The sequence below is a fragment of the Ruegeria sp. AN6 genome (genome assembly GCF_056540425.1).
Genome location: NZ_JBQFWR010000018.1, coordinates 50,548 through 72,747 on the forward strand (window position 1 = coordinate 50,548; position 22,200 = coordinate 72,747).

Annotated in this window: 23 protein-coding genes and 2 pseudogenes; 14 read left to right on the plus strand and 11 right to left on the minus strand. The window is 57.9% G+C overall.

The window, feature by feature from the left end; all coding sequences use genetic code 11:
- Positions 1 to 163: 163 nt before the first annotated feature.
- The 4 genes from ACR0MQ_RS20050 to aqpZ all read left to right on the plus strand — a co-directional run bounded on the left by ACR0MQ_RS20050 (position 164) and on the right by aqpZ (position 3,676).
- Positions 164 to 1,489 carry a M23 family metallopeptidase gene (locus ACR0MQ_RS20050; RefSeq protein ID WP_010442131.1) on the plus strand — a complete coding sequence of 442 codons (1,326 nt, stop codon included), beginning with the start codon at positions 164 to 166 and terminating at the stop codon, positions 1,487 to 1,489.
- Positions 1,479 to 1,979 (plus strand): bactofilin family protein, encoded by a 501-nt coding sequence (locus ACR0MQ_RS20055; RefSeq protein ID WP_010442130.1) that lies wholly within the window; start codon positions 1,479 to 1,481, stop codon positions 1,977 to 1,979. The genes ACR0MQ_RS20050 and ACR0MQ_RS20055 overlap by 11 nt, the downstream gene beginning before the upstream one ends.
- Positions 1,980 to 2,100: 121 nt before the next feature.
- Entirely contained in the window at positions 2,101 to 2,880 is a 780-nt protein-coding gene (locus tag ACR0MQ_RS20060; RefSeq protein ID WP_480610334.1) for a HalD/BesD family halogenase, read from the plus strand.
- 106 nt (positions 2,881 to 2,986) lie between these two features.
- A complete protein-coding gene (aqpZ, locus tag ACR0MQ_RS20065; protein ID WP_170540546.1) occupies positions 2,987 to 3,676 on the plus strand; it encodes an aquaporin Z in 690 nt (229 codons plus the stop codon).
- A 54-nt stretch (positions 3,677 to 3,730) separates the two neighbouring features.
- Here aqpZ and ACR0MQ_RS20070 read toward each other — a convergent pair whose 3' ends face one another.
- Both ACR0MQ_RS20070 and ACR0MQ_RS20075 read right to left on the minus strand, forming a co-directional pair.
- On the minus strand, positions 3,731 to 4,279 hold the full coding sequence (locus ACR0MQ_RS20070; RefSeq protein WP_170540549.1) for a peptidylprolyl isomerase: 549 nt from the start codon (positions 4,277 to 4,279) through the stop codon (positions 3,731 to 3,733).
- On the minus strand, positions 4,272 to 4,778 hold the full coding sequence (locus ACR0MQ_RS20075) for a peptidylprolyl isomerase (protein WP_170396522.1): 507 nt from the start codon (positions 4,776 to 4,778) through the stop codon (positions 4,272 to 4,274). The genes ACR0MQ_RS20070 and ACR0MQ_RS20075 overlap by 8 nt, the downstream gene beginning before the upstream one ends.
- A 136-nt stretch (positions 4,779 to 4,914) precedes the next feature.
- Here ACR0MQ_RS20075 and ACR0MQ_RS20080 point away from each other — a divergent pair, with 136 nt between their 5' ends.
- From ACR0MQ_RS20080 to ACR0MQ_RS20105, 6 genes are all read left to right on the plus strand, one after another.
- Positions 4,915 to 6,105 (plus strand): phosphoglycerate kinase, encoded by a 1,191-nt coding sequence (locus tag ACR0MQ_RS20080; protein ID WP_170773214.1) that lies wholly within the window; start codon positions 4,915 to 4,917, stop codon positions 6,103 to 6,105.
- Positions 6,106 to 6,234: 129 nt separating this feature from the next.
- Entirely contained in the window at positions 6,235 to 6,534 is a 300-nt protein-coding gene (locus tag ACR0MQ_RS20085) for a septum formation initiator family protein (RefSeq protein WP_170472213.1), read from the plus strand.
- Positions 6,535 to 6,718: 184 nt separating this feature from the next.
- Entirely contained in the window at positions 6,719 to 7,708 is a 990-nt protein-coding gene (pdhA, locus tag ACR0MQ_RS20090) for a pyruvate dehydrogenase (acetyl-transferring) E1 component subunit alpha (protein WP_170773212.1), read from the plus strand.
- Between the two features lie 15 nt (positions 7,709 to 7,723).
- Positions 7,724 to 9,094 carry a pyruvate dehydrogenase complex E1 component subunit beta gene (locus tag ACR0MQ_RS20095; protein WP_170773210.1) on the plus strand — a complete coding sequence of 457 codons (1,371 nt, stop codon included), beginning with the start codon at positions 7,724 to 7,726 and terminating at the stop codon, positions 9,092 to 9,094.
- Positions 9,094 to 9,354 carry a hypothetical protein gene (locus tag ACR0MQ_RS20100; protein ID WP_010442121.1) on the plus strand — a complete coding sequence of 87 codons (261 nt, stop codon included), beginning with the start codon at positions 9,094 to 9,096 and terminating at the stop codon, positions 9,352 to 9,354. Before ACR0MQ_RS20095 ends, ACR0MQ_RS20100 begins: the two co-directional genes overlap by 1 nt.
- 1 nt (position 9,355) lies before the next feature.
- The gene (locus ACR0MQ_RS20105) at positions 9,356 to 10,657 is read left to right on the plus strand and encodes a pyruvate dehydrogenase complex dihydrolipoamide acetyltransferase (RefSeq protein ID WP_480610338.1); all 1,302 of its coding nucleotides are present in this window, start codon (positions 9,356 to 9,358) and stop codon (positions 10,655 to 10,657) included.
- A gap of 71 nt (positions 10,658 to 10,728) precedes the next feature.
- On the opposite strand, the gene cysE is transcribed toward ACR0MQ_RS20105, so the two are convergent.
- Positions 10,729 to 11,538 carry a serine O-acetyltransferase gene (gene cysE, locus ACR0MQ_RS20110; protein WP_170773206.1) on the minus strand — a complete coding sequence of 270 codons (810 nt, stop codon included), beginning with the start codon at positions 11,536 to 11,538 and terminating at the stop codon, positions 10,729 to 10,731.
- A 92-nt stretch (positions 11,539 to 11,630) separates the two neighbouring features.
- Positions 11,631 to 11,906 carry a hypothetical protein gene (locus ACR0MQ_RS20115; RefSeq protein ID WP_480610357.1) on the minus strand — a complete coding sequence of 92 codons (276 nt, stop codon included), beginning with the start codon at positions 11,904 to 11,906 and terminating at the stop codon, positions 11,631 to 11,633.
- Between ACR0MQ_RS20115 and ACR0MQ_RS20120 the strand changes: the two genes are divergently transcribed.
- Entirely contained in the window at positions 11,898 to 11,963 is a 66-nt protein-coding gene (locus ACR0MQ_RS20120) for a hypothetical protein (RefSeq protein ID WP_310793658.1), read from the plus strand. The two genes, ACR0MQ_RS20115 and ACR0MQ_RS20120, sit on opposite strands and share 9 nt — an antisense overlap.
- Here the strand turns inward: ACR0MQ_RS20120 and ACR0MQ_RS20125 are convergent.
- The 5 genes and pseudogenes from ACR0MQ_RS20125 to ACR0MQ_RS20145 all read right to left on the minus strand — a co-directional run bounded on the left by ACR0MQ_RS20125 (position 11,944) and on the right by ACR0MQ_RS20145 (position 15,109).
- Positions 11,944 to 12,240 (minus strand): annotated as a pseudogene (locus ACR0MQ_RS20125) (DUF7742 family protein). The gene ACR0MQ_RS20120 and the pseudogene ACR0MQ_RS20125 overlap by 20 nt on opposite strands.
- A 6-nt stretch (positions 12,241 to 12,246) precedes the next feature.
- Positions 12,247 to 13,752: a phage tail protein gene (locus tag ACR0MQ_RS20130; protein WP_480610340.1), complete on the minus strand. Its 1,506-nt coding sequence runs from the start codon at positions 13,750 to 13,752 to the stop codon at positions 12,247 to 12,249.
- Positions 13,724 to 14,391, minus strand: a pseudogene (locus tag ACR0MQ_RS20135) (baseplate multidomain protein megatron); the annotation flags it as partial. The pseudogene ACR0MQ_RS20135 and the gene ACR0MQ_RS20130, both read right to left, overlap by 29 nt.
- On the minus strand, positions 14,391 to 14,831 hold the full coding sequence (locus ACR0MQ_RS20140; RefSeq protein WP_480610342.1) for an NlpC/P60 family protein: 441 nt from the start codon (positions 14,829 to 14,831) through the stop codon (positions 14,391 to 14,393). The gene ACR0MQ_RS20140 and the pseudogene ACR0MQ_RS20135, both read right to left, overlap by 1 nt.
- Positions 14,831 to 15,109, minus strand: a complete 279-nt coding sequence (locus ACR0MQ_RS20145; RefSeq protein WP_480610344.1) for a phage BR0599 family protein — start codon at positions 15,107 to 15,109, stop codon at positions 14,831 to 14,833. The genes ACR0MQ_RS20140 and ACR0MQ_RS20145 overlap by 1 nt, the downstream gene beginning before the upstream one ends.
- A gap of 143 nt (positions 15,110 to 15,252) precedes the next feature.
- Here ACR0MQ_RS20145 and ACR0MQ_RS20150 point away from each other — a divergent pair, with 143 nt between their 5' ends.
- A complete protein-coding gene (locus ACR0MQ_RS20150; RefSeq protein WP_170773200.1) occupies positions 15,253 to 15,513 on the plus strand; it encodes a hypothetical protein in 261 nt (86 codons plus the stop codon).
- Positions 15,514 to 15,931: 418 nt separating this feature from the next.
- Here ACR0MQ_RS20150 and ACR0MQ_RS20155 read toward each other — a convergent pair whose 3' ends face one another.
- Both ACR0MQ_RS20155 and ACR0MQ_RS20160 read right to left on the minus strand, forming a co-directional pair.
- Positions 15,932 to 16,786, minus strand: a complete 855-nt coding sequence (locus tag ACR0MQ_RS20155) for a Hint domain-containing protein (RefSeq protein WP_170773198.1) — start codon at positions 16,784 to 16,786, stop codon at positions 15,932 to 15,934.
- Between the two features lie 142 nt (positions 16,787 to 16,928).
- Positions 16,929 to 18,299: a DNA-packaging protein gene (locus ACR0MQ_RS20160; protein ID WP_480610355.1), complete on the minus strand. Its 1,371-nt coding sequence runs from the start codon at positions 18,297 to 18,299 to the stop codon at positions 16,929 to 16,931.
- 567 nt (positions 18,300 to 18,866) lie between these two features.
- Between ACR0MQ_RS20160 and ACR0MQ_RS20165 the strand changes: the two genes are divergently transcribed.
- Positions 18,867 to 20,624, plus strand: coding sequence for an adenylate/guanylate cyclase domain-containing protein (locus ACR0MQ_RS20165; RefSeq protein ID WP_480610347.1), 1,758 nt, complete (start codon positions 18,867 to 18,869; stop codon positions 20,622 to 20,624).
- A 287-nt stretch (positions 20,625 to 20,911) separates the two neighbouring features.
- Positions 20,912 to 22,171: a DEAD/DEAH box helicase gene (locus ACR0MQ_RS20170; protein ID WP_480610349.1), complete on the plus strand. Its 1,260-nt coding sequence runs from the start codon at positions 20,912 to 20,914 to the stop codon at positions 22,169 to 22,171.
- Positions 22,172 to 22,200 lie beyond the last annotated feature (29 nt).

A 22,200-nucleotide genomic window follows, 5' to 3' on the forward strand; every position in this document is an offset into this window, starting at 1 on the left:
ATCGGCAAATTCCCGCCGATCACGTGCGGTAAAACTCCGTTCATAGCGCTCGATTGGTTAACAAACTTGCCCGAATGCCCCGACCCCTTTATGCAATCGCGTCAAGGAGCGGCTACTCACTCACGACCGGCTCCGAGATATGGGGACAATTGAGGTAGGACGCGTGCGGACACGTCTGGCAATTAAACTACACTCACTGCTTGAGCGGCACTTTCCAGAGCGCCGGGTTTTTCTGAAATCTGACAATGATACACGGTTTATCCGGCTAAGTTCGGAGACCCAGATCGCCGCCGTCGCTGGTGTCGGGGTAATGGTCGCCTGGACCGCCATTGCCACGTCGATCCTGCTGATGGACAGTATTGGGTCTGGCAATTTCCGGGAACAAGCCAAGCGCGATCAAGCAACCTATCAAGAGCGCCTGAATATCCTGTCGGATGAACGCGATACGCGCGCTGCCGAGGCTTTGGCCGCCCATGACAGGTTCAACGCGGCGCTGGAACAGATTTCGGTCATGCAGTCCGAGTTACTGGAATCCGAGAACCGCCGCCGCGAGTTGGAGACCGGCATCGAGGTTATCCAGACCACACTGCGCGCCACGATGAAACAGCGTGAAGACGCCCGAATTGAATTGGCCGAACTGCAACAAAGCGCCGATGGAGATTCTGCGTATATGGCGGCATCGGCCAATCCCGCGCAAATGGCATTCATGACAGACGCTCTGGCTAGGACCGCTGCACAGCGCGACCAGATTGCGGCTGACGCACAAGGTGCGCTGCATCAGCGCGATGAGCTGGAACTTGAAATTCGTCTGATGCAGGAACGCAGCGACGAGATTTTCCGCCAGTTGGAAGAGGCCATGGTGATCTCGGTCGAACCCCTCGACAAGATGTTCCGCAACGCGGGCATGCCCACAGATCGTATCCTCGACGAGGTTCGTCGCGGATATAGCGGTATGGGCGGTCCGCTGACCCCTTTATCCCTTAGTACGCGCGGTGAGGAACTGACCCCCGACCAGATCCGCGCAAATATCCTGCTGGAACAGATGGACCAGTTGAACCTCTATCGCATCGCTGCCGAAAAGGCCCCCTTCGCCAGCCCGGTGCGTGCAGCGGTTCGTTTCACCAGCGGCTACGGTACGCGGCGCGATCCCAAGACCGGCGGTCGCCGCATGCATAATGGCGCTGATTTTGCCGGCCCCTCGGGCACCGATATCTTCGCGACCGCCGATGGTGTTGTCACTCATGCAGGCTGGCAATCGGGTTTCGGACGGCTGGTTAAGATCAAGCACGCCTTTGGGATTGAGACACTTTACGCTCATAACACCAAGGTACGCGTAAAGGTTGGTCAAAGGGTCTCGCGCGGGGATCATATTGCTGATATGGGTAGCACCGGACGGTCAACCGGCACACACCTGCACTACGAGGTCCGTGTGAACGGAAAACCTGTTAACCCAATGACTTACATCAAGGCTGCGAGAAATGTTTTCTAAGAGCAAAATCAACGAACCCGGATCGAAAGAGACTGAGGCAGCAAAACCAGCCGCACCGGCCACTCCGGCGGCTCCTGCACCGGCTGAAACCAAGGCAAGCACCCCGCCCAAGCCAAAGCCGCCCGCATCGGTCCTGTCCTCGGATCTTCACATCACCGGAAACCTGAAAACCTCGGGCGATATCCAGGTTGAAGGCACCGTAGAAGGTGACATCCGTGCCCATCTGCTGACCATCGGCGAGACTGCAACCATCAAGGGTGAAGTTACTGCCGATGACGTCGTCGTCAATGGCCGCATCGTGGGCCGCGTACGTGGCTTGAAGGTCCGCCTGACCTCGACCGCACGGGTCGAAGGTGACATCATCCACAAGACCATCGCCATCGAAAGCGGCGCGCATTTCGAAGGTTCGGTCCAGCGTCAGGACGACCCGCTGAACCCCGGTCGCGGCGGCAAGTCGGGTGCCAACCCTGCGGCAGAAGTCAAACAATAACGACAGGTCATTCTGTCCTGCTGAAACGCCGCGATCCTGATCGCGGCGTTTTTTTGTTTCTCGGTTACAGAATAAGCCCTACACCGGTTGGGAATATTGCACTCAACGGCCTGGAGGCTCAATGGAACTGGCAGATATTGTTGACCTCACCACATACCCGATCGAGGATGCGGAATTTTGCGCGAAACTCAGACAGAGCTATCAACGCGACGGTGTGCTGGAGATGCCGGGTTTCGTCAAAGAGGGCGCGATATCTTCGATTCGGGCCGAGGGTTTAGCCAAGCGGGAAAAGGTTTATGCGAAGACCGAAAAACATACGGTCTATCTCAGCCCGAAGGACCCTGCCTACAATCCTGATCACCCGCGCAACAGGCTGGTTACATCCTCAAAAGGCTGCCTGACAGATGATCAAATTGCCGAATCCTCCGCCCTGCGGGCGTTATATGATTCCAATGTATTCCGCTCCTTTCTGTGCGACGTGCTGGAAGAAAACGCGCTGTATGAATATGCCGACCCATTGTCGTCCATTAACCTGCATTTTGCCGAGCAAGGCCAAGAGTTGGGTTGGCACTTCGACAACTCTTCATTCGCGATCACTTTGATGGTGCAACCTCCGGAACAGGGCGGGTCATTTGAGTACGTTCGTGATGTGCGTGATGCAGATGCCGGTGAGATGAGCTTTGACGCGGTTGGTGACATCCTTGATGGCCGTACCCCAGTTAATAGGCTTGACGCCAGCGCTGGAACGCTGGTGTTCTTCCGCGGCCGGAATTCGATCCATCGGGTTGCACCAAACGAGGGTGAACAGACCCGTATTCTTGCCGTGCTCGCCTACAATACTGAACCCGGTATCTCATTATCGGAAAGCGCGCGCCAGACATTCTACGGACGCACTGGATAGTTTCCACTCGCTGTGAAAGAACATAAGAATTTCCCCGCAAACGTCAGTTTCACAAAACGCACTTTATGAATTAGTCTTAAAACCATTGTTTTCTGGAGGACTTTTCATGTCATCGAAACTTATGGCTGAATTCTTTGGCACTTTTTGGCTGGTACTTGGAGGCTGCGGCAGCGCGGTTCTGGCTGCGGGCGTCGCCGATGTGGGTATCGGCTGGCTGGGCGTTTCCTTTGCCTTTGGCCTCACAGTGCTGACCATGGCCTACGCGGTCGGGCATATCTCGGGCGGGCATTTCAACCCGGCAGTCAGCCTTGGCCTAATGATAGGCGGGCGGTTCGACGCCAAAGATCTGATCCCTTATTGGATCGCTCAAGTGATCGGAGCCATCGCGGCAGCAGCCGTGCTCTATTTAATCGTAAGCGGAGCGCCGGGTTTTGAAGGTGTGGGAGGGTTTGCCTCGAACGGGTATGGCGAGGCCTCACCCGAAGGGTATTCGATGATGTCCGCGTTGGTAATCGAAATCGTCATGACGGCCTTCTTCATCGTGATCATTTTGGGGGCAACGTCCAGCGGTGCTCCGGCAGGATTCGCGCCGATTGCCATCGGGTTGGGGCTGACGCTGATCCATCTGATTTCGATTCCAGTGACGAACACCTCGGTAAACCCTGCCCGGTCAACTGGCGTGGCGCTGTTTGCCGATGGTCCGGCATTGGCACAGCTGTGGCTGTTCTGGGTGGCGCCCCTGATTGGCGGCGCAATTGGTGCGCTGATCTGGCGGGCGATGTCGTCCGACGACTGATCGGTCCGTTTCTGAAAGCCCCGGTCCGCTGTCGCGAGCCGGGGCTTTTTTCGTTCATTCGGTCACGGTGACCTTTTTCATCGCATCGGGCTGACCGATAACAGCACCGTTAGGGCCGTCGCCGCGCTTGATCGCATCGACTACATCCATCCCGTCGGTAACTTGGCCAACGACCGTGTATTGGCCGTTCAGGAACGGACCGGGCTCGAACATGATGAAGAACTGCGAGTTTGCGCTGTTGGGATCCTGTGCCCGTGCCATGCCGACAACGCCCCGGTCAAAATTGTAGTCCGAGAACTCAGCAGGCAGGTCTGGGCGATCTGACCCACCTGTTCCGGCGCGACGCATGTCCGCGCCAACGCGGCCATGTTGCACATCACCGGTCTGAGCCATGAAGCCATCAATCACGCGGTGAAACACAACGCCATCATACTGACCGTCAGCGGCCAGAGCAGTAATCTGCTCGACATGCTTGGGCGCAAGGTCTTCGAAGAGGTCGACCGTAACGGTGCCATTCGCCCCCTCCCCTTCGATTTCGATCTCAAGGCCTGTCGCCAGCGCAGGGCTGGCCAACACGACGAATGCAGCAGCCAGCTTATGCATCGGCGGCCACCTTCACGCTGATCATCCGGTCAGGGCTCGCAGGCGGCTCACCACGAACGATGGCATCCACATGCTCCATTCCATCGATGACACGACCATACACGGTGTACTGACCGTTCAGGAAATGGTTGTCCTTGAAGTTGATGAAGAACTGCGAATTGGCCGAATCCGGGTTGGCCGAGCGTGCCGCGCCCAAAGTGCCGCGATCATGGGGCAGCTTCGAGAACTCGGCAGGTACGTTCGGCAGCGACGATCCGCCAGTGCCTGCCATGCGAATGTTGAAACCGTCTTCCATGTCGCCATGCTGTACGTCACCGGTTTGCGCCATGAACCCGTCGATCACACGGTGGAAGGCAACGTTGTCATATTCGCCACCACGCGCCAGCTCTTTCATGCGGGCCGAGTGCTGAGGTGCCACGTCGGGTAGCAGCTCGATAACGACATTGCCGTCTTTCAGCTCGATGATGATCGTGTTTTCGGGGTCTTTGATCTCGGCCATCTGGCCCTCCTGTCTTTGAAACTTGCGCAAATACCTATGACGCAGACGCGCGAATGCCAAGTGACGCATTGACCTTAAGGCAAAATGCAGGAAAAGAACCGCCTGAAACTGGATGTAATGGGCAAGGATAGACGCGATGGGCTGGAAAACTCTGGACGATATGGAACTGAACGGCAAACGGGTTCTGGTACGTGTGGATATCAACGTGCCCGTCGCGGATGGTGTGGTCACGGATGACACCCGCATTCAGCGCATCGTACCAACCGTGCGCGATATCCTCGCCGCAAACGGCAAGCCGATCCTGCTGGCCCATTTCGGCCGGCCGAAAGGCGAACGCGTCGCCGAGATGTCTCTCAGGCAATTGGTCCCGGCGCTCGAGACCGCCTTTGGCACACCGGTTCGGTTCGCCGATGATTGCGTCGGTCCTGAGGCCGAAGCTGCCGCAGCATCGCTGGGTGCAGGCGAGGTACTGCTATTGGAAAACACCCGTTTCCATGCCGAAGAAACCAAGAACAGCTTGCCCCTTGCTGAAGGCATGGCAAAACTGGGCGATGTCTATTGCAACGACGCCTTCTCGGCCGCCCACCGCGCGCACAGCTCGACCGAAGCACTTGCCCGCCTGCTACCGGCCTGCGCCGGTCGTCTGATGCAACAGGAACTCAGCGCGCTTGAGGCTGCCTTGGGTGCACCCAATCGCCCCGTCACTGCCGTTGTCGGTGGCGCGAAAGTGTCAACCAAACTAGACCTGTTAGGCAACCTGATCGAGAAGGTCGATTACCTCGTAATCGGCGGAGGGATGGCCAATACCTTCCTGGTGGCCAAAGGGATCGACGTCGGAAAATCTCTGGCCGAACACGCCATGACCGACACGGCCACCGAGATATTGAGCAAAGCCGAATCTACAGGCTGCACGATCGTCCTGCCGCGCGACATCGTGGTAGCCGAGGCATTCGAGGCAAACGCACCGCATCAGGTTCTGCCCGCGGATCAATGCCCTGCCGACGCCATGATACTGGACGCTGGCCCCGAAAGCGTCGAAGCCGTGGCCAAGGTGCTGGAGAAAAGCCAGACTCTGATCTGGAACGGCCCGCTAGGCGCGTTCGAGCTGACCCCGTTCGACGCCGCCACCAATGCCGCCGCGCTGCAAGCCGCGGCTTTGACCCGAGATGGCAAACTAACCTCTGTCGCGGGTGGAGGTGACACGGTGGCCGCGCTGAACGCATCGGGTGCAGCGGCTGAATTTTCTTATATCTCCACCGCAGGTGGTGCGTTCTTGGAATGGATGGAAGGTAAGGCCCTGCCAGGCGTCGCCGCTCTGGTTCGGTAAGCGCCCAACCCTCAGATTTGACCTTTTTATTCACAGGGGATTCACAAGCCGAATCACCTGTGACATAGTACCGGCAGATGCCCGCTAAGGGCACGTTTTGAGGCAGTTCGTTCTACGGTGGTTTACTTGGTGACCCGTTCCTATCGACCCGGTCTTGGGGCATTCGCATTCTACTCGGTCGCCTTTATGTTAGGCGTCTATTTCACCTTTGCCGCCGTGCAGGGGGATTATGGCTTGTTCCGACGTGTGGAAATTGCAGCGGAACGTGACGCGCTGTCCCGCGACCTTACCCTGCTTCAGGATGAGATCGCGCGAATGGAAAATCTGACCCGTCGCCTGTCTGATACCTATCTGGACCTCGACCTGCTGGATCAGCAGGCACGATCTATCCTCGGCATGATCCGTGCCGATGAAATTGTCATTCGCTGATCACGCTCAGGCACAGGGTTTTTCACAGAAAAATCTCTCACCCTAATTCATCTTCTAAGATTTTCTGCCACCAAAACGAAGGCTCCCTGCCCCCGGGTCACATTTGTACTCGCCAGAACGCGCGAAATGCTTTATGAGATAGTTTAACGCTAAACTATCTGTCCGAGAGGGGGAGATCGCCACGATGGCTGCGCGAAAAACCACAAAGAAACCAAATGTTTCTGCGGAAGAACTTAAAACCTACTACCGCGAGATGCTTCTGATCCGCCGATTCGAAGAGAAGGCAGGTCAACTCTATGGAATGGGTCTGATCGGTGGGTTCTGCCACCTTTATATCGGGCAGGAAGCCGTCGTTGTGGGCCTCGAGGCTGCCGCCAAAGAAGGCGACAAGCGGATTACCTCCTACCGCGATCACGGACATATGCTGGCATGTGGCATGGACCCAGGTGGTGTTATGGCCGAATTGACTGGTCGCGAAGGTGGCCTTTCAAAAGGTAAAGGCGGCTCGATGCACATGTTCTCGAAAGAGAAACACTTCTATGGTGGCCACGGTATCGTCGGCGCTCAGGTGCCATTGGGCGCAGGTCTGGCCTTCGCCGACAAGTACAAGGAAAACGGTGGCGTAACCTTCACCTATTTCGGTGATGGCGCGGCCAACCAGGGCCAGGTTTATGAGACGTTCAACATGGCGGCGATCTGGGATCTGCCGGTTGTCTTTGTGATCGAGAATAACCAATACGCCATGGGCACGTCGCAGACGCGTTCGACCTCAACCAAAGACATCTACCATCGGGGCGAGGCGTTCGGCATCCCCGGCGAGATCGTCAATGGCATGGACGTTCTGGCAGTCAAAGCTGCTGGTGAGAAGGCCGTCGCCCACTGCCGCGCTGGCAAAGGTCCCTACATCCTCGAGGTCAAAACCTACCGCTATCGCGGCCATTCGATGTCCGACCCAGCCAAGTACCGCACGCGCGAAGAAGTTCAGAAGGTCCGCGAACAAAGCGACCCGATCGAACACGTGCGCGAGCTGCTGCTAACCGGCAAACATGCGACCGAGGATGATCTGAAGGCGATCGACAAAGAGATCAAGGAGATCGTCAACCAGGCCGCAGAATTCTCAAAAGAAAGCCCCGAGCCGTCTATGGACGAGCTCTGGACAGATATCTACGCCTGAGAGGACGACTAAGACATGGCAACCGAAATTCTCATGCCCGCCCTTTCGCCCACGATGGAAGAGGGCACACTGGCCAAATGGCTTGTTAAGGAAGGCGACACCGTATCCTCGGGCGACATCATGGCCGAGATCGAAACTGACAAAGCGACTATGGAGTTTGAAGCTGTCGATGAAGGGATCGTCGGCAAGATCCTGATCGCGGAAGGCACCGAAGGGGTCAAAGTGAACACCCCCATCGCCGTGCTAGTGGAAGAAGGCGAAGACGCCTCGGCCCTGCCCGCGGCTGCACCCGCGGCCGCAGCGGTGACCGAGGCCGCCCCAGCGGCGGTTGAGGCCCCCACTTCTGCCACTGCCCCTGCTGCGCCGGTGGTCGACCTGTCGCCCGACTGGCCCGCAGATGCAGAGATGAAGTCCGAAACCGTCCGCGAAGCACTCCGCGATGCGATGGCCGAAGAAATGCGCGGTGATGAAGAAGTCTATCTGATGGGCGAGGAAGTCGCCGAATATCAGGGCGCGTATAAAATCTCCCAAGGTCTGCTCGATGAGTTCGGTGCCAAGCGTGTCATCGACACTCCGATCACCGAGCACGGTTTTGCAGGCATCGCGGTTGGATCGGCCTTTGGCGGATTGAAACCAATTGTAGAGTTCATGACTTTCAACTTTGCCATGCAGGCGATTGACCAGATCATCAACTCTGCCGCCAAGACGCTTTATATGTCTGGCGGTCAGATGGGTTGTCCCATCGTGTTCCGTGGCCCCAACGGTGCCGCCGCCCGCGTGGCTGCTCAGCACAGCCAGGACTACGCCGCGTGGTACATGCAGGTGCCTGGCCTCAAGGTGGTGATGCCCTATTCCGCAGCCGACGCCAAAGGCCTGCTGAAATCGGCCATCCGTGATCCGAACCCGGTTGTGTTCCTTGAAAACGAAATCCTCTACGGCCGCTCCTTCGACGTGCCGCAAGTGGATGACCTTACCATCCCGCTGGGCAAGGCCCGCATCTGGCGCGAAGGCTCGGACGTGACCATCGTCAGCTTCGGCATCGGCATGCAATATGCGCTGGAAGCCGCCGACAAGCTGGCCGAGGACGGCATCAGCGCCGAGGTGATCGACCTGCGCACTATCCGCCCGATGGACACCGGCGCGATCATCAACTCGGTGATGAAAACCAACCGTCTTGTGACCGTCGAAGAAGGCTGGCCGCAAGGTTCCGTTGGTAGCTACATCAGCTCGGTCGTGATGCAGGAAGCGTTCGATTATCTCGACGCACCGGTCATCACCCTCACCGGCAAAGATGTTCCGATGCCATATGCAGCGAACCTCGAAAAGCTGGCGCTGATCACCACTGATGAGGTGATCGCGGCGGTGAAACAGGTGACCTACCGGTAATGGAGATCAGGGGCCGCGATCCAGCAACCGAATGCTACCGTGTCGAGATTGATCTCGATGACCGGACCGTGCGGGCGCTTGTGCCCGAACGGCTTGCGGCGGATATGCGGTTGATCGGCGCGCGCCCGTCGCACCAGACCGCCTATGTCTGGATGGCGGAGAACAAAGATAAAATCGAGGCTGCGATTGCGACGCTCGCACGCGGCACCGGGCGCCCCAAAGCGCCCTTTGACCAAATTACTCTGATTGAGGAGCGCTGAAATGCCCACCGAAATCCTGATGCCTGCCCTGTCCCCGACGATGGAGGAAGGCACACTTGCAAAATGGCTCGTCAAGGAAGGCGACACCGTCTCCTCAGGCGATCTTTTAGCCGAGATCGAAACCGACAAGGCAACAATGGAGTTTGAAGCTGTTGACGAAGGCACCGTCGGCAAAATCCTTATTCCTGAGGGAACTGAAGGCGTTAAAGTCAACACCGCCATCGCAGTCCTGCTGGAAGATGGGGAAAGCGTTGATGATATCGGTGCAACGCCAGCCGCCGCTCCGGCGGCTGCACCCGCAGCCGCAGCGGGCAACGAGGCTGCCGCACCAGCGGCATCCGAGGCGCCCGCCCCTGCCCCGGCGGCACCCGTCTATGCGGATGGCGGTCGCATCTTCGCCTCCCCCCTTGCTCGTCGGATTGCCGCACAAAAAGGCCTGAATCTAGCACAAATCTCAGGTTCTGGTCCGCATGGTCGTATCGTCAAAGCCGATGTGGAAAGCGCCACAGCCGCACCTGCAGCGGTACCAGCGCCCGCTGCTGCGGCCGCCCCAGCCGCCGCTGCGCCTGCAGGCCCATCGGCAGACGCCGTGGCCAAGATGTATGAAGGTCGCGAATACGAAGAGATCAAACTCGACGGCATGCGCAAAACCATCGCCGCGCGTCTGTCTGAGGCCAAACAGACCATCCCGCATTTCTACCTGCGCCGCGACATCAAGCTGGATGCGCTGCTCAAGTTCCGCAGCCAGTTGAACAAGCAGTTGGAAGGTCGGGGTGTGAAGCTCAGCGTTAACGACTTCATTATCAAGGCCGTCGCCAACGCGCTGCAACAGGTTCCCGAATGCAATGCTGTCTGGGCGGGCGACCGGGTTCTGCAACTGAAACCCTCGGACGTGGCCGTCGCGGTCGCGATCGAAGGCGGTCTGTTCACGCCGGTTCTGCAGGATGCCGACACCAAATCGCTGTCAGCGTTGTCGACCGAGATGAAGAATCTTGCAGGCCGCGCCCGCGAACGCAAGCTGGCACCGCATGAATATCAAGGCGGCACCTTCGCGGTCTCGAATCTTGGCATGTTCGGCATCGACAATTTCGACGCCATCGTGAACCCGCCGCATGCTGGTATTCTCGCGGTTGGCACCGGCCTCAAGAAACCTATCGTGGGCGAGGACGGAGAACTGACAGTCGCAACCGTCATGTCAGTCACCATGTCGGTCGATCACCGGGTCATCGACGGCGCGCTTGGCGCTCAGCTGCTGCAAGCCATCGTCGACAATCTGGAAAACCCGATGGTCATGTTGGCCTAAGCCAACCGGAATACGCACAAAAAAGGCCGCCTCGAACCCCGAGGCGGCCTTTTTCGTCTATTCATTCAGATTTACTGGTCTTTCCCCAGCATATGATCCATCGAGATCGACGGCTGATCGCACCCGGCCTCGCCCACGATCTTAGCGGGAATGCCTGCAACCGTCGTGCACGGTGGAACCTCCTGCAGCACCACAGAACCCGCAGCGATACGGCTGCAATGGCCGACCTCGATATTGCCCAGAACCTTGGCACCAGCTCCGATCAGAACTCCATCACCAATTGTGGGATGGCGCTGTTCCTCTTCCTTGCCGGTCCCGCCCAGCGTCACCGAATGCAACATCGAGACATTGTCACCCACAACGGCAGTCTCACCGATCACGATGGAATGCGCATGGTCAATCATGATGCCCTTACCAATCCGCGCGGCGGGATGGATATCGATCCCGAAAATCTCGGATGACCGCATTTGGAAGAAATAGGCCAGATCATGCCGTCCCTTCTTCCAAAGCCAATGGGCCACACGGTAGGCCTGCATCGCCTGATAGCCCTTGAAATACAGAATCGGCTGCAGCAGGCGGTGGCAGGCCGGATCGCGCTCATAGACTGCCATCAGATCGGCCCGCGCGGCTTCGAGCAGTGCCTTGTCGTCGGTATAGGCCTCGTCCACGATCTCGCGCAGGACCATCATCGACATCTCGTTAGAGCACAGCTTGGCCGAGATCCGATAGGAAAGCGCCCGTTCCAGGCTGCGGTGATGCAGTATACAGGCATGCACCAACCCGCCCATCAGCGGCTCTTTTTCAACCGCCGCGTGGGCTTCAGAGGTTATGCGGTCCCAAACGGGATCCACTGGCGTCACTTGGCTGCGCGTTTCGAACATGGCTTTTCATCCTTTGCTGCGCTTAGAATAGCCATCTAGTGGCAAAAACGCCAAACGCAAACCCTTGATGCACAGTGCAACAAAAAATGAACTCAGCTGAACTGGAGCAATTCCGGCAACTCATCCACAAGCGCCTTAGCGATCTGGCCACGCAATCCGCAGCTGGTCAAGAAGCTCAATCGATTGTGGAACTGGATCAACAGGCAGTTGGTCGACTTAGCCGAATGGATGCCCTTCAAAATCAGGCGATGGCAAAAGCCCAACAGGTTCGGCGGAACACCGAAATTCATCGTCTTCAGGCTGCGCTTGTCCGGATGGAAGAGGACGAGTTTGGCTATTGCGAAGATTGCGGCGAGGAAATTGCCCACGGTCGGCTAAAATTGGACCTTGCCGCATCCAAATGTGTTAGCTGCGCGACTGCTTAATCTGAAACCGGATCAGTTTTAGCAGAACCATCTCGAAACACTGGCAATATTGCAGATCATCGAAACTTGGTTCATCTGCCTGCGGTCGACTGCGTGCAGCCGCCATTAGTGAGCCATTTCCTTAAACCGGATGCAGCCGACCCGTTCTGGCGACGTGCTGATCTGCCAGTTCGGCCGCAGAGATCAAAAGGGTGCTCAACTGATCACGGTCGGCTAGCGGCGCAGCCAGCAAAGCCCGCGCCGCTGCGCTGATATCTCCGTGCGGGACCGGTCTCACAGTGCCTTAGCCTACCGAAAGATGTGCAAACGCACCGGGCCCATAAGTGGCTGAGACTTGCGCGATCGCGATGTCGTAAGCTCCGCTCAGCCCATCGTCGAACTTCATCGCGGCGGAATACTGCCAGACCGGAGCGCTGGTAACCGTCTCGCGCAGCAAAGCGCCTTCGGTGAACACGCGAACTAGATAAGACTCACTTTCTTCCCCCAAGGGCACTTCGAGCCCGCCCCAGTCATCGCCATCGATCCGCGTCCGGCGCACCCAAGAGATGTCGTCGCCCGAGCCCGTCACAGAGACTCGCAAATGCACCGGCGAATAAGGCCTCAGCCCATTGCCGTCGAACGCTTCGACCAGATGCTCATAGGCCGGGTCCTCATAGCCGCGTGTTGCCGGGCCGATGCGGTAATCCTTGGCCACGCGCCGTTCGGTGCGCAGCAATCCGGTCTGATAAACACGTTCATCCAGCAGCACAAAGGTCGACCCTTCTGGCCAGATATCGGGCATCAAGGCATCCGTACCCAACTGTCCGCGCAGGCGGCCTGACAGGTTATACACGCCGGTCTCCTGCAGGTTGGCTTCGGAAAACTGGAACAATTCCCAATTGCCGGGCGTCCCGTCCCCGATGGCGGCCAGATTAGCACCAATCAACAACGCTGAGCGTGGACGAGACACTAACACGCCATCGATGAGATTGACCCGCAGCGCAGCCCCTTCATCCCAGAGCCCGGCCTCAGCGCGCCGCAGCGGTGTCTCGGTGAATCCGATTACCGCCTGCCCTGCGATCACCTGATGCAGCGTATAGTCCTCATCCTGTGGGGCTGAATAGACGGCCACGCAGCCGGGCCACGGCTCGGCCGAGATTGCAAGATAAGGTGCATGGGGCGCTTCGGATCCGGTGATCAGCGGCAGGTCCATGAACACCGGTAAGACAGGCACCGGCGCGATGAACGGTTTGGCCGCAGCTACATCGTCCAGCACGTCGGACGGCGTATAGACGCCGGGTTCAATCCGTACTGCATCGGCCAATTGCATCTCGGCCTGTTCCAGCCGGTCAATCCGATATAGCGTTCCGTCCCCAGCATCCGGCAAACGAACCACATCGCCAGCCCCGACATGCAGCAGCGAGGGCGGCAGAGCAAAGCGCGCCGTCTCGCGCGAGATGCGGGATTCGCTCAGCCAGCGTTCGACCGTCTGACGCCCCTCAGCGCGGGTCATCGACAGAGGCATTTCGTTGACGGCGACCGAATGGGTTCTGTCATCGGGCAAGACGGCCTCTTCCACGACCACATCGTGATCTGCATCCGACTGGACGAACCGCACACGCACGCGCCCGGTCATCTCGGCCTCAGCCTCGCGGCGATGTTCCACCGGCCCGTCGATATCTGTGCTGATCGCGATCTGCTCGGGGTCAATGTCAACGGCCCGACGCCCATCCCGGGTTCGGAACTTCAGAACCCCGTCCCGCTCGATCGCATCGAACCCATACCACCTCAAATGAGAATTGCGGTACACGGTTGCCAAAAGGGCCCAGCGCTAGATCTTCGATCACCACATATGCCGTACCGCGATAGGTAGGCACCGTGCCTGCGCCTTCAACCGCCTCAATCAGTGGATCGGGCAATTGATCGTGATCCCCACGATAAATCCGCATATTTAGCGTTCGGCGCTCGACCTCTTCACCATCGGCCCAGACACGCGTGATATCCGCGACCTGGCCCGCGCCCACGGCAATCGCCAGAGAAACCGAATAGCTGTAGCTATGGGTGGTGGTTGTCGTCGTCACCTCAACGGGCTTGGGCTTCCCTTTGCCCCCGCCACCACCGCCCGAAGTTTGTGTTGAGGTCGATGTAGAGCGGGTTTCCAGAAAATCCGATGCCCAGATGACCTGTCTGCCGATACGCATCCGGCCATAGACTGTCGCGGCGGTCGCACCCTCGCCGGTCTCGGTCAGACGGAAGCGATCCAGACGTCCGGTTTCAACGACCTCACTGCCGCCGCCCATGACTGACTGGCCATCAGCCGGTTGTCAATCACCCGCCCCAGTGTCGCCCCCACCGCACGACCAATCACAGCTGTCGACAGCCCTGCGACCGAGCCCCCGATCGAGCCCCCAATTGCCGCCCCGGCGGCAGACAGAACTATTGTAGCCATCAGAGGTCCTCCAGCGGGAATTCGAAACAGGCGACAACGCGGCGACGCCACGGTTCGCTCAGCGTGTTTTCAACAACACCATGCCCGGTATAGGCGTGGATGAACCGCAACGGATCATGGGCGCTGACGATGCCCAGATGCTTGGCCACCGCCGCGTCCCGCATCCGAAACAGCAAAACATCCCCCGGGGCCATCTCCTCGGGCGATTTCTCGATGAGATGGCGGCGGGCCGCAGCCCACATGCGTTCCTCGCCCTGCGGTTCTGACCAGTCAATGCTGTAGACCGGCACCGCCTCAGGCTCATGTCCCATCACGGCGCGCCAAACGCCCCGCATCAGGCCCAGGCAATCCGCCCCGGCCCCACAGACAGACGCTTGATGGACGTAGGGCGTACCCAGCCACGCCCGCGCTTCTTCAACGATTTCTTGCTTACTCCGCATCACCGCCGACTCCCCCCTTTGTGTTGACTGCTGCGCTTGGACACGGCCATGACCCAGTCCTCGTGCGGCAGGTCGGGGAAGCCCTGAAAATTCAGCATGTTGTTGAACTTCAACTGGCAAGTGGTCATGCGTTTGTCACACCCTGCGGTCAACTGAACCCGGTCCCCTGCCGCCAGCCCGCCGCCAATCGACGACCACAGCGTAACAACGCGCCCATCTCGCGCCGGTTCATCCAGCTTGATCGAAGCCCACAGGCCCTGCGCAGCCCCGTCCAGCATGGCCAATTGTAATATTTAGCAGTTCGTTGGACATTTAACCCAATTCCTTTGCAATCGTCGCCAAGTTCTTGTGATTTCGTGCCATGGCAATTGTCTGCGTTTCACATGCCCCCACGTGTGCTTCAAATTGAAGAGGCCACCCGATGAATGAAAACGAACCTGCACCTTCCGGACACTCCGATACGAACTATAGTTGGACCAAGGAACCTACTGCCGCTGACAAGCACGTCTACGAGGTGTTTGCCTCCAACGTAGTCGTTCTTGTGCAGCTGCTTGATGACTACAAAACAATGATGTCGCCGGATGTCCACGCTAGGCTGTTTTCTTCGCTGCTGACGCTGTCCCGGTTGCTCGGCGAATACGAGGACAGTTGGAACCAAGAGTACCCAACGTCCAGAACCTGATTGCGCCAGTAATCTATCAACCCTCAAAGCGCTCACAAACTTCGCACCCTCGGCCGCCGATACGCTCCTGCAGGCCACACCACCGGCTCACGCAGCGCCCAGATCAGCGCGCCGACGCAGTAGGGTGAGTCCTGCCTCTTAAACCCGCGCGCGCTGATCTGACATATCTTAGCTTCTAGCGCGTCCAGCCAGATCATGGGTCAACTGATCACCTCTCTGTCCAATTTTTTGAAAGGATTTATCGTGGAAAACGTTAAAGCCTTGGAAGAGGGGTCTAGAGAGCACCAAAAATGCCCAAAGTTGATCTCTACTGGGCGCTTCGCGAGCAAATCGCAATCGATCGAGAAGAAACCAAACCCGTTCCGCAAGTTTATCAACACAAAGATTCAAGAACTTTTGCTGGTGAGACACTCTGGCCTTACCAAACTAGAACCTTTGCTTCGTTGTTGGATAACATCGGCTTCGCCGCTTTAACCTTCTTGAGATCCGCGATAAGTTCCGGAAAAAGAGCCTTAATTTCCGCTAAGTCCTTGTGACCAAGCTGATCGCCAATAAATAAGCTCTCCGCGACAATCCCATTTGCAAGAACCATTTGATGTTCTTGCAGCAAAATGTGGTGGTAAGTGACTTCGTTGTCGGAACAATCCACAGTGATTCCGGGCAATCCGATCAACGCCTTGGCCGGAACCAAGACTTCTTGTTCACCAAAAAACAGTTCTGCCTGATGACCTTTTATCAACAACCGATGTTGCTGAGATACCTGCAAAGCCCTCTCGTTTTCTAAAGCACCATTCTCTATGATTACTGGCCTAAGCGATGGATTTCGATGGAACATATATCGCGTGACTACTCGACTTCCTTTCCAAAGAATTGGCATTTTGTTGCCGGAAGCGGTTACAACACTGTTCCCCGGTAACAAAGACTCAACCGGCACTTCGCCCTTAGGTGTTTGGATTAGGGTGCCACTTACGAAACAAGGCGGATTACTGGGATCAAGGTCGTTTTCCGTTATTTTCCAGTTACCTGTTCGCATCGGGCCTGTCGGGTTTGCCGTATCGTAAGCATACACCTGCCCCCCAACCTGAATAAACTCGCCAGATTCACCTGTGCCACGATAGTTCCCCTGGCCAAGATAGGTGTATGGTTGGAATGTTTGACCACCGTCGAAAGAAATGGTCGACCCATCAATAATGGCAGGTACCGTGGTGTCCTGTACGATCAGGTCTCCCTGACCGGTTTCATTAACAGTGTGCGCCAATATATCGAACGGCACCAAATTCTCCTTTCGACGTCGATCGCAGAACGGGCGGTGCCATTATATTCAATAATCTGTATTTCTAAAGATGTAACTCCTGATTCACTTTCAACTTTAAGTCATTGGGCGCGGATCGCCGGAAGCAAGAATACTGATGCGATTACAATGCCCTCACCCTAGGCCGTCGATACACCCCCGCGGGCCCCACAACCAGCTCGTGCAACGCCCAGACCAGCGCGTCGACCCGGTCAGGCGAGCCCTGCCCCTCGAACCCCCGCGCGGTCATCTGGCACATCTGCTCCTCCAGCGCGTCCAGCCCGGCCACATGGCGCACCCGCCCCTGCTCGTACAGCGCCGCCACAGGCTCGGCCCGTGCGACCTTGCCGCGAGACGCCCGCACCGCACGATATGGCACTAGAGGGTCCACCTGCCGCACGACCTCTTCCACCAGTTGCCCGCCCTGATTGACCTCGGCCACCAGCCGTTCGGCCCCAAACTCATCCATCGCGTCAATCGCCGCCTGCGCCCAACCCGCCGGACCAACGCCCTGAACCGTCCGGTCGGCCAGCACAAGGGCGCGCCACTCCTCGGGCGGCCCCTGAACCTGCGCGCCGACGACCACGATCCCGCAGGCATCCGCATCCGACCCCGCCGTCACCGCCGGGTCCGGTGCCACCACGATGCGATCCAATGCAGGCACCTGCGCACAACGCGCCACCTCCAGCATTGAACCCGTCCACAACGCGCCTTCGGCATCCGACAGCAACACCCCGTCTAATTCCTGACGCCCCAGCCGTGTCCCCGCATAGCGCGCGCGCACCTCTTCCAGAAAGGATTCCGCCAGATTGGCCCGATTCGCCTCGGTCGGCGCGTGGGTTTGCACCGTAGAAGGCGATGCCAGAAGCTCCTTCAAAACCGTCACATTGCGCGGCGTGGTGGTCACACAGACCCGCGGCCGCTCGCCTAACCGCAAAGCAAATTGCAACATATCCCAGGTCGCCCCCGCCTTTTTCCATTTGGCCAGCTCGTCTACCCAGGCCGCATCGAACTGAGGGCCGCGCAGCCCCTCAGGATCATGTGCCGAAAAGGCCTGCGCCTCGGCTCCGTTTGGCCAGACCAGCTTGCGTTCAGACGCCTTCCAAACAGGCCACCGATCCGGCGGAGAGCATTGCAAAATCCCGCTATCGCCAAAGATCATCACATCGCGCACCTGATCGAATGTCTCACCGACCAAAGCAACACGACACGCCTCCCCCCGATCCAGCGGCAAAGACCCCTCGACCATCGACCGCACCCACTCGGCCCCGGCCCGCGTCTTACCCGCTCCGCGTCCGCCCATGATCACCCATGACCGCCAGTCGCCCTCGGGCGGCAACTGATGCGGCAGCGCCCAGAACTCGAACAGGAAAGGGAGGGCGCACAGCCCCCCCTCCCCGATCTCACTCAGAAATTTGTCCTGCACCGCAGCAGGCGCGGAGGCGAGCCAGCCTGCACCCGATCTCAGATCGTGCCCGATCAAGGTCGAGCGCATAGCCCCCTTGGACAATTCCGGCTTGTCTGTGATGTTGTTCGACAAAGCTTGTCTCCACTTTCTGGCAACTGCGGATCAACCCCTCTAGCTGACCCAGTTGCTTGCCTGTTCCGGCAAGGTCTGCACCCTCCCCGGCACTGATCTGTTTTCGCAGTTCTTCCGCTGCCTGGCGCAGATCGCGAATGGACCTTTCGAGCGACTGCAACAAATCAGCCGTCTGAGAAATCCGCTCTTCCGGGGTAATCAAAGTCATGTTTGCGTCTTGACCTCATGCGTGAGTTTTTCCGCACGAGAGAAATGAAAAACGGCCACCGGGTCACCCCGGGGCCGTTGCCCACTTCTTCTAGCATGACACAACCTATACGAGAAACCGCTCGCAAAGTCAAGGATTCATGCAACAGCTGCAACACCCAACGTACTATAAATATTACTTTTTCTTAAACTCTAGCCAAGAACTGGTCCGCCATTCCAGCGTCATCTCAGGCCGATCACCCTATGACACTTGGTAATATCGGCATCAATTCGTAACCTATACGCATCGCGTATCATCTATGGGGCATCGAAACGATGACAGTCGCATTAGATCAAAAGCGTTTCGCTGCCATTTTGGTCATGGATGTCGTTGGGTATTCGCAACTAATTGAGGCGGATGAACTGGGAACCGTGCGGGCGGTGCGGAGTCTACGAAATCGGATCATCCTCCCTGCATTAGAGGCATCGGGAGGGAGATTGGTCAAGACAATGGGCGACGGGTTCCTGGCTGAATTTGGTACAGCAGATGCAGCAATGACTTCGGCGCTCGAGATTCAAAATGCCTGCGTTGAACAAGCACGCGCGGCGCCAGCAGATCGGCGACTATTCCTGCGCATGGGCGCCCATATCGGCAACGTCATTATCGAAGGTGAAGACATCCTCGGCGATGGTGTCAATATCGCTGCCCGCCTCGAAGGGCTAGCACACCCTAGTGGCATCGCGGCTTCTTCCGAATTTGCGCATGCCCTACAGAAAGGTCTTGTTGCTCATCTGGATCAGGATGGGCAACACACCGTTAAGAATATCTCGCGCTCACTGACGGTATGGCGTTGGGCAGCGGATCGTGAATTGCAGCATACCGAGCCCAATCAATCTTTTTCCCCGCCAACGGTTGCTGTCCTTGCGTTTCTGGATCACGCTCCTGATCCCGACCAGTCATTCTTTGCCGAAGGTCTCGCCGAAGACATCATCTCTGCTCTGCAACATATGGGCCGCCTCCCTGTTATCGCCAGCGCGTCGAGCCTCATTATCGATCCCGCTCTTTCGCCGCAGGATGCGGCGCGCGTTCTAGGTGCCCGATATTTGGTCAAAGGAACGGTTCGGCGCGCTGGCAAGCGCATTCGGGTTACAGTTGAGCTGATCGAGGGTGACACCGGACATTCACTTTGGTCCGAAAAGTATGACCGTGATTTCAAGGATCTTTTCGGAATCCAAGACGATATCACTTTGCGCGTTGTCACCGCGCTCGATGTGGAACTGGTCGAGGGTGAGATTGATCGCCTGCGCCAGCAGAGACCACGCCACTTGGGCGCTTGGGAACTCTATCTGCGTGGCATGGCAAATCTGCGCAACGCGGCGCTGCAGGACCTCAAAGAAGCGCAAAAGGACTTTTGTGCCGCCATCGATATTGAGCCGGACTATGGCGAGGCCTGGGCGGCTCTAGGTTGGGCCTACCTAAAAGAGTTTGGCTTTGGCTTGTCAAAGAACCGTGACACCGCACTCGAAAATGGGTTCGATGCTGCGCGAAAGGCTCTGTCTCTTTCTAAAAAATCACCATTTGCCCATTACGTTATGTCCACAGCCTATGTCTGGCGCGGAGAAAAAGAACTCAGCCTTAATGAGCTTGAGCATGCAATTCGGCTGAATCCCTATTTCACCCGCGCAAGAGTCGCATATCACAACCGAAAGGAATTGGCCGATCCTTCACAGGGATTGGAAGCCGCCGAAGAGATTCGAAAGGCGCTAGCTCTTTCACCGCGTGAACCTGACCGCGCATTTTATTTCTGGTCCATCGCACGCATCAACCTAGTGGCAGGTGAAGCGTTTGATGCACTTGACTGGGCCGATCGCGCTGTCAGCACACGCCCGACCGACGCCAATATGGTGTTTCGTCGTGCGATCTGCCTTGCAGCGCTTGACCGGGTGGACGACGCATCAAAAGCTTTGGTCACGTGCGAGCAGCTTTCACCTGGAAGTGTCGCGCGCCTTAGTAAATGGTGTCCGTATGAGGACGAACGGGACGACATCCTTTTTTCTGGCCTGGTGCGCCACGGGTTAATCGATCGCAGTTAAACCAGTGTTTTACTGTCTCATCTCCGTAATGTTTGCTTGACAATCGTTCTTCCAACCCGCATGTGCCCCTCAAACAGCGCTACCGCGTGAGCATGTGGGCGACACCGCCCCCCAACAGCGCCCGATTCACCCATAGTTCCCCATCACGCAGGGTTCTTGACGCGACAACCAGATGCTGCAGGAAACGCCTGCGCGTCCTGAGGTTTCGCACAACCCCTGCCGGTCGCGGATGCGGCCCATCACGACTTGCCCGATGGCCATTGCCTCGGGCTGTAAAGGATAGTTATTTGTTTGACTTCGACATGCTGGGCCTCGCGCCCGCTCTGAATGATGCGCTCAAACGCGCCAACTTCACTCAACCGACCCCAATCCAGAACCAGGCGATCCCGCTGGCGCTGAACGGTCACGATATCCTCGGCCTTGCGCAGACCGGTACAGGTAAAACACTGGCCTTCGGTCTGCCGCTGATTGACCACCTGCTGGCTCAGCCCGGTAAACCTGCGCCAAAAACCGCCAAGGCGTTGATCCTTGCGCCCACACGCGAGCTGGTTAATCAGATCGCCGACAGCCTGCGCAACCTGACCAAAAAGACCAAATTGCGCGTTGCCACCGTGGTCGGAGGCCAATCGATCAACAAGCAAATCATTTTCCTGTCTCGCGGCACCGATATTCTTGTCGCCACTCCCGGTCGCCTGATTGACCTGATGGATCGCGGCGCGGTCGATCTGGGTTCGGTCCGTCATCTGGTGCTGGACGAGGCGGATCAGATGCTCGACATGGGCTTCATTCACGCTCTGCGCCGCATCGCGCCGGAACTGGGCACGCCGCGCCAGACCATGTTGTTCTCGGCAACGATGCCGAAGCAGATGGAGGAGCTCAGCCAGGCCTATCTGACAAACCCGCAACGGGTGCAGGTTTCGCCTCCCGGCAAAGCGGCAGACAAGATCACGCAGTCGATCCACTTTGTTGAAAAGCCTGCAAAACCCGCCAAACTTCGCGAGATCCTGTCGGCAGATATGGACGCCCTAACGTTGGTCTTCTCTCGCACCAAGCACGGGGCCGAGAAACTGATGAAAGGCCTCGTTGCCGATGGTTTTAACGCAGCCTCAATCCACGGCAACAAAAGTCAGGGCCAGCGTGATCGCGCGATCAAGGCCTTCCGCGCGGGCGAGATTAACGTTCTCGTCGCGACAGACGTCGCTGCGCGCGGCATCGACATTCCGGGCGTGGCTTACGTGATCAACTACGACCTGCCCGAAGTGCCCGACAACTATGTCCACCGCATCGGTCGTACCGCCCGTGCAGGACGCGAGGGCGAGGCCATTGCCTTCTGCTCGGCGGAAGAGGTCGACCTGCTGCGTCAGATTCAGAAGCTGATGAAGATCGAAATCCCGGTCGCCAGCGGTGAGATGCCCGAAGCAATCGCACCCAAGAAATCCCCACGCCGTCCGAACAATCGTCGTCGTGGCCCGAAACCTCAGCACTCCGGCGCACCGAAGCCGGGCGGTCAGAAACGCCGCCGTCCACGTCGCGCCAAGGCGGCCTAAACAAGAAACGGCCCGGTCGAATGACCGGG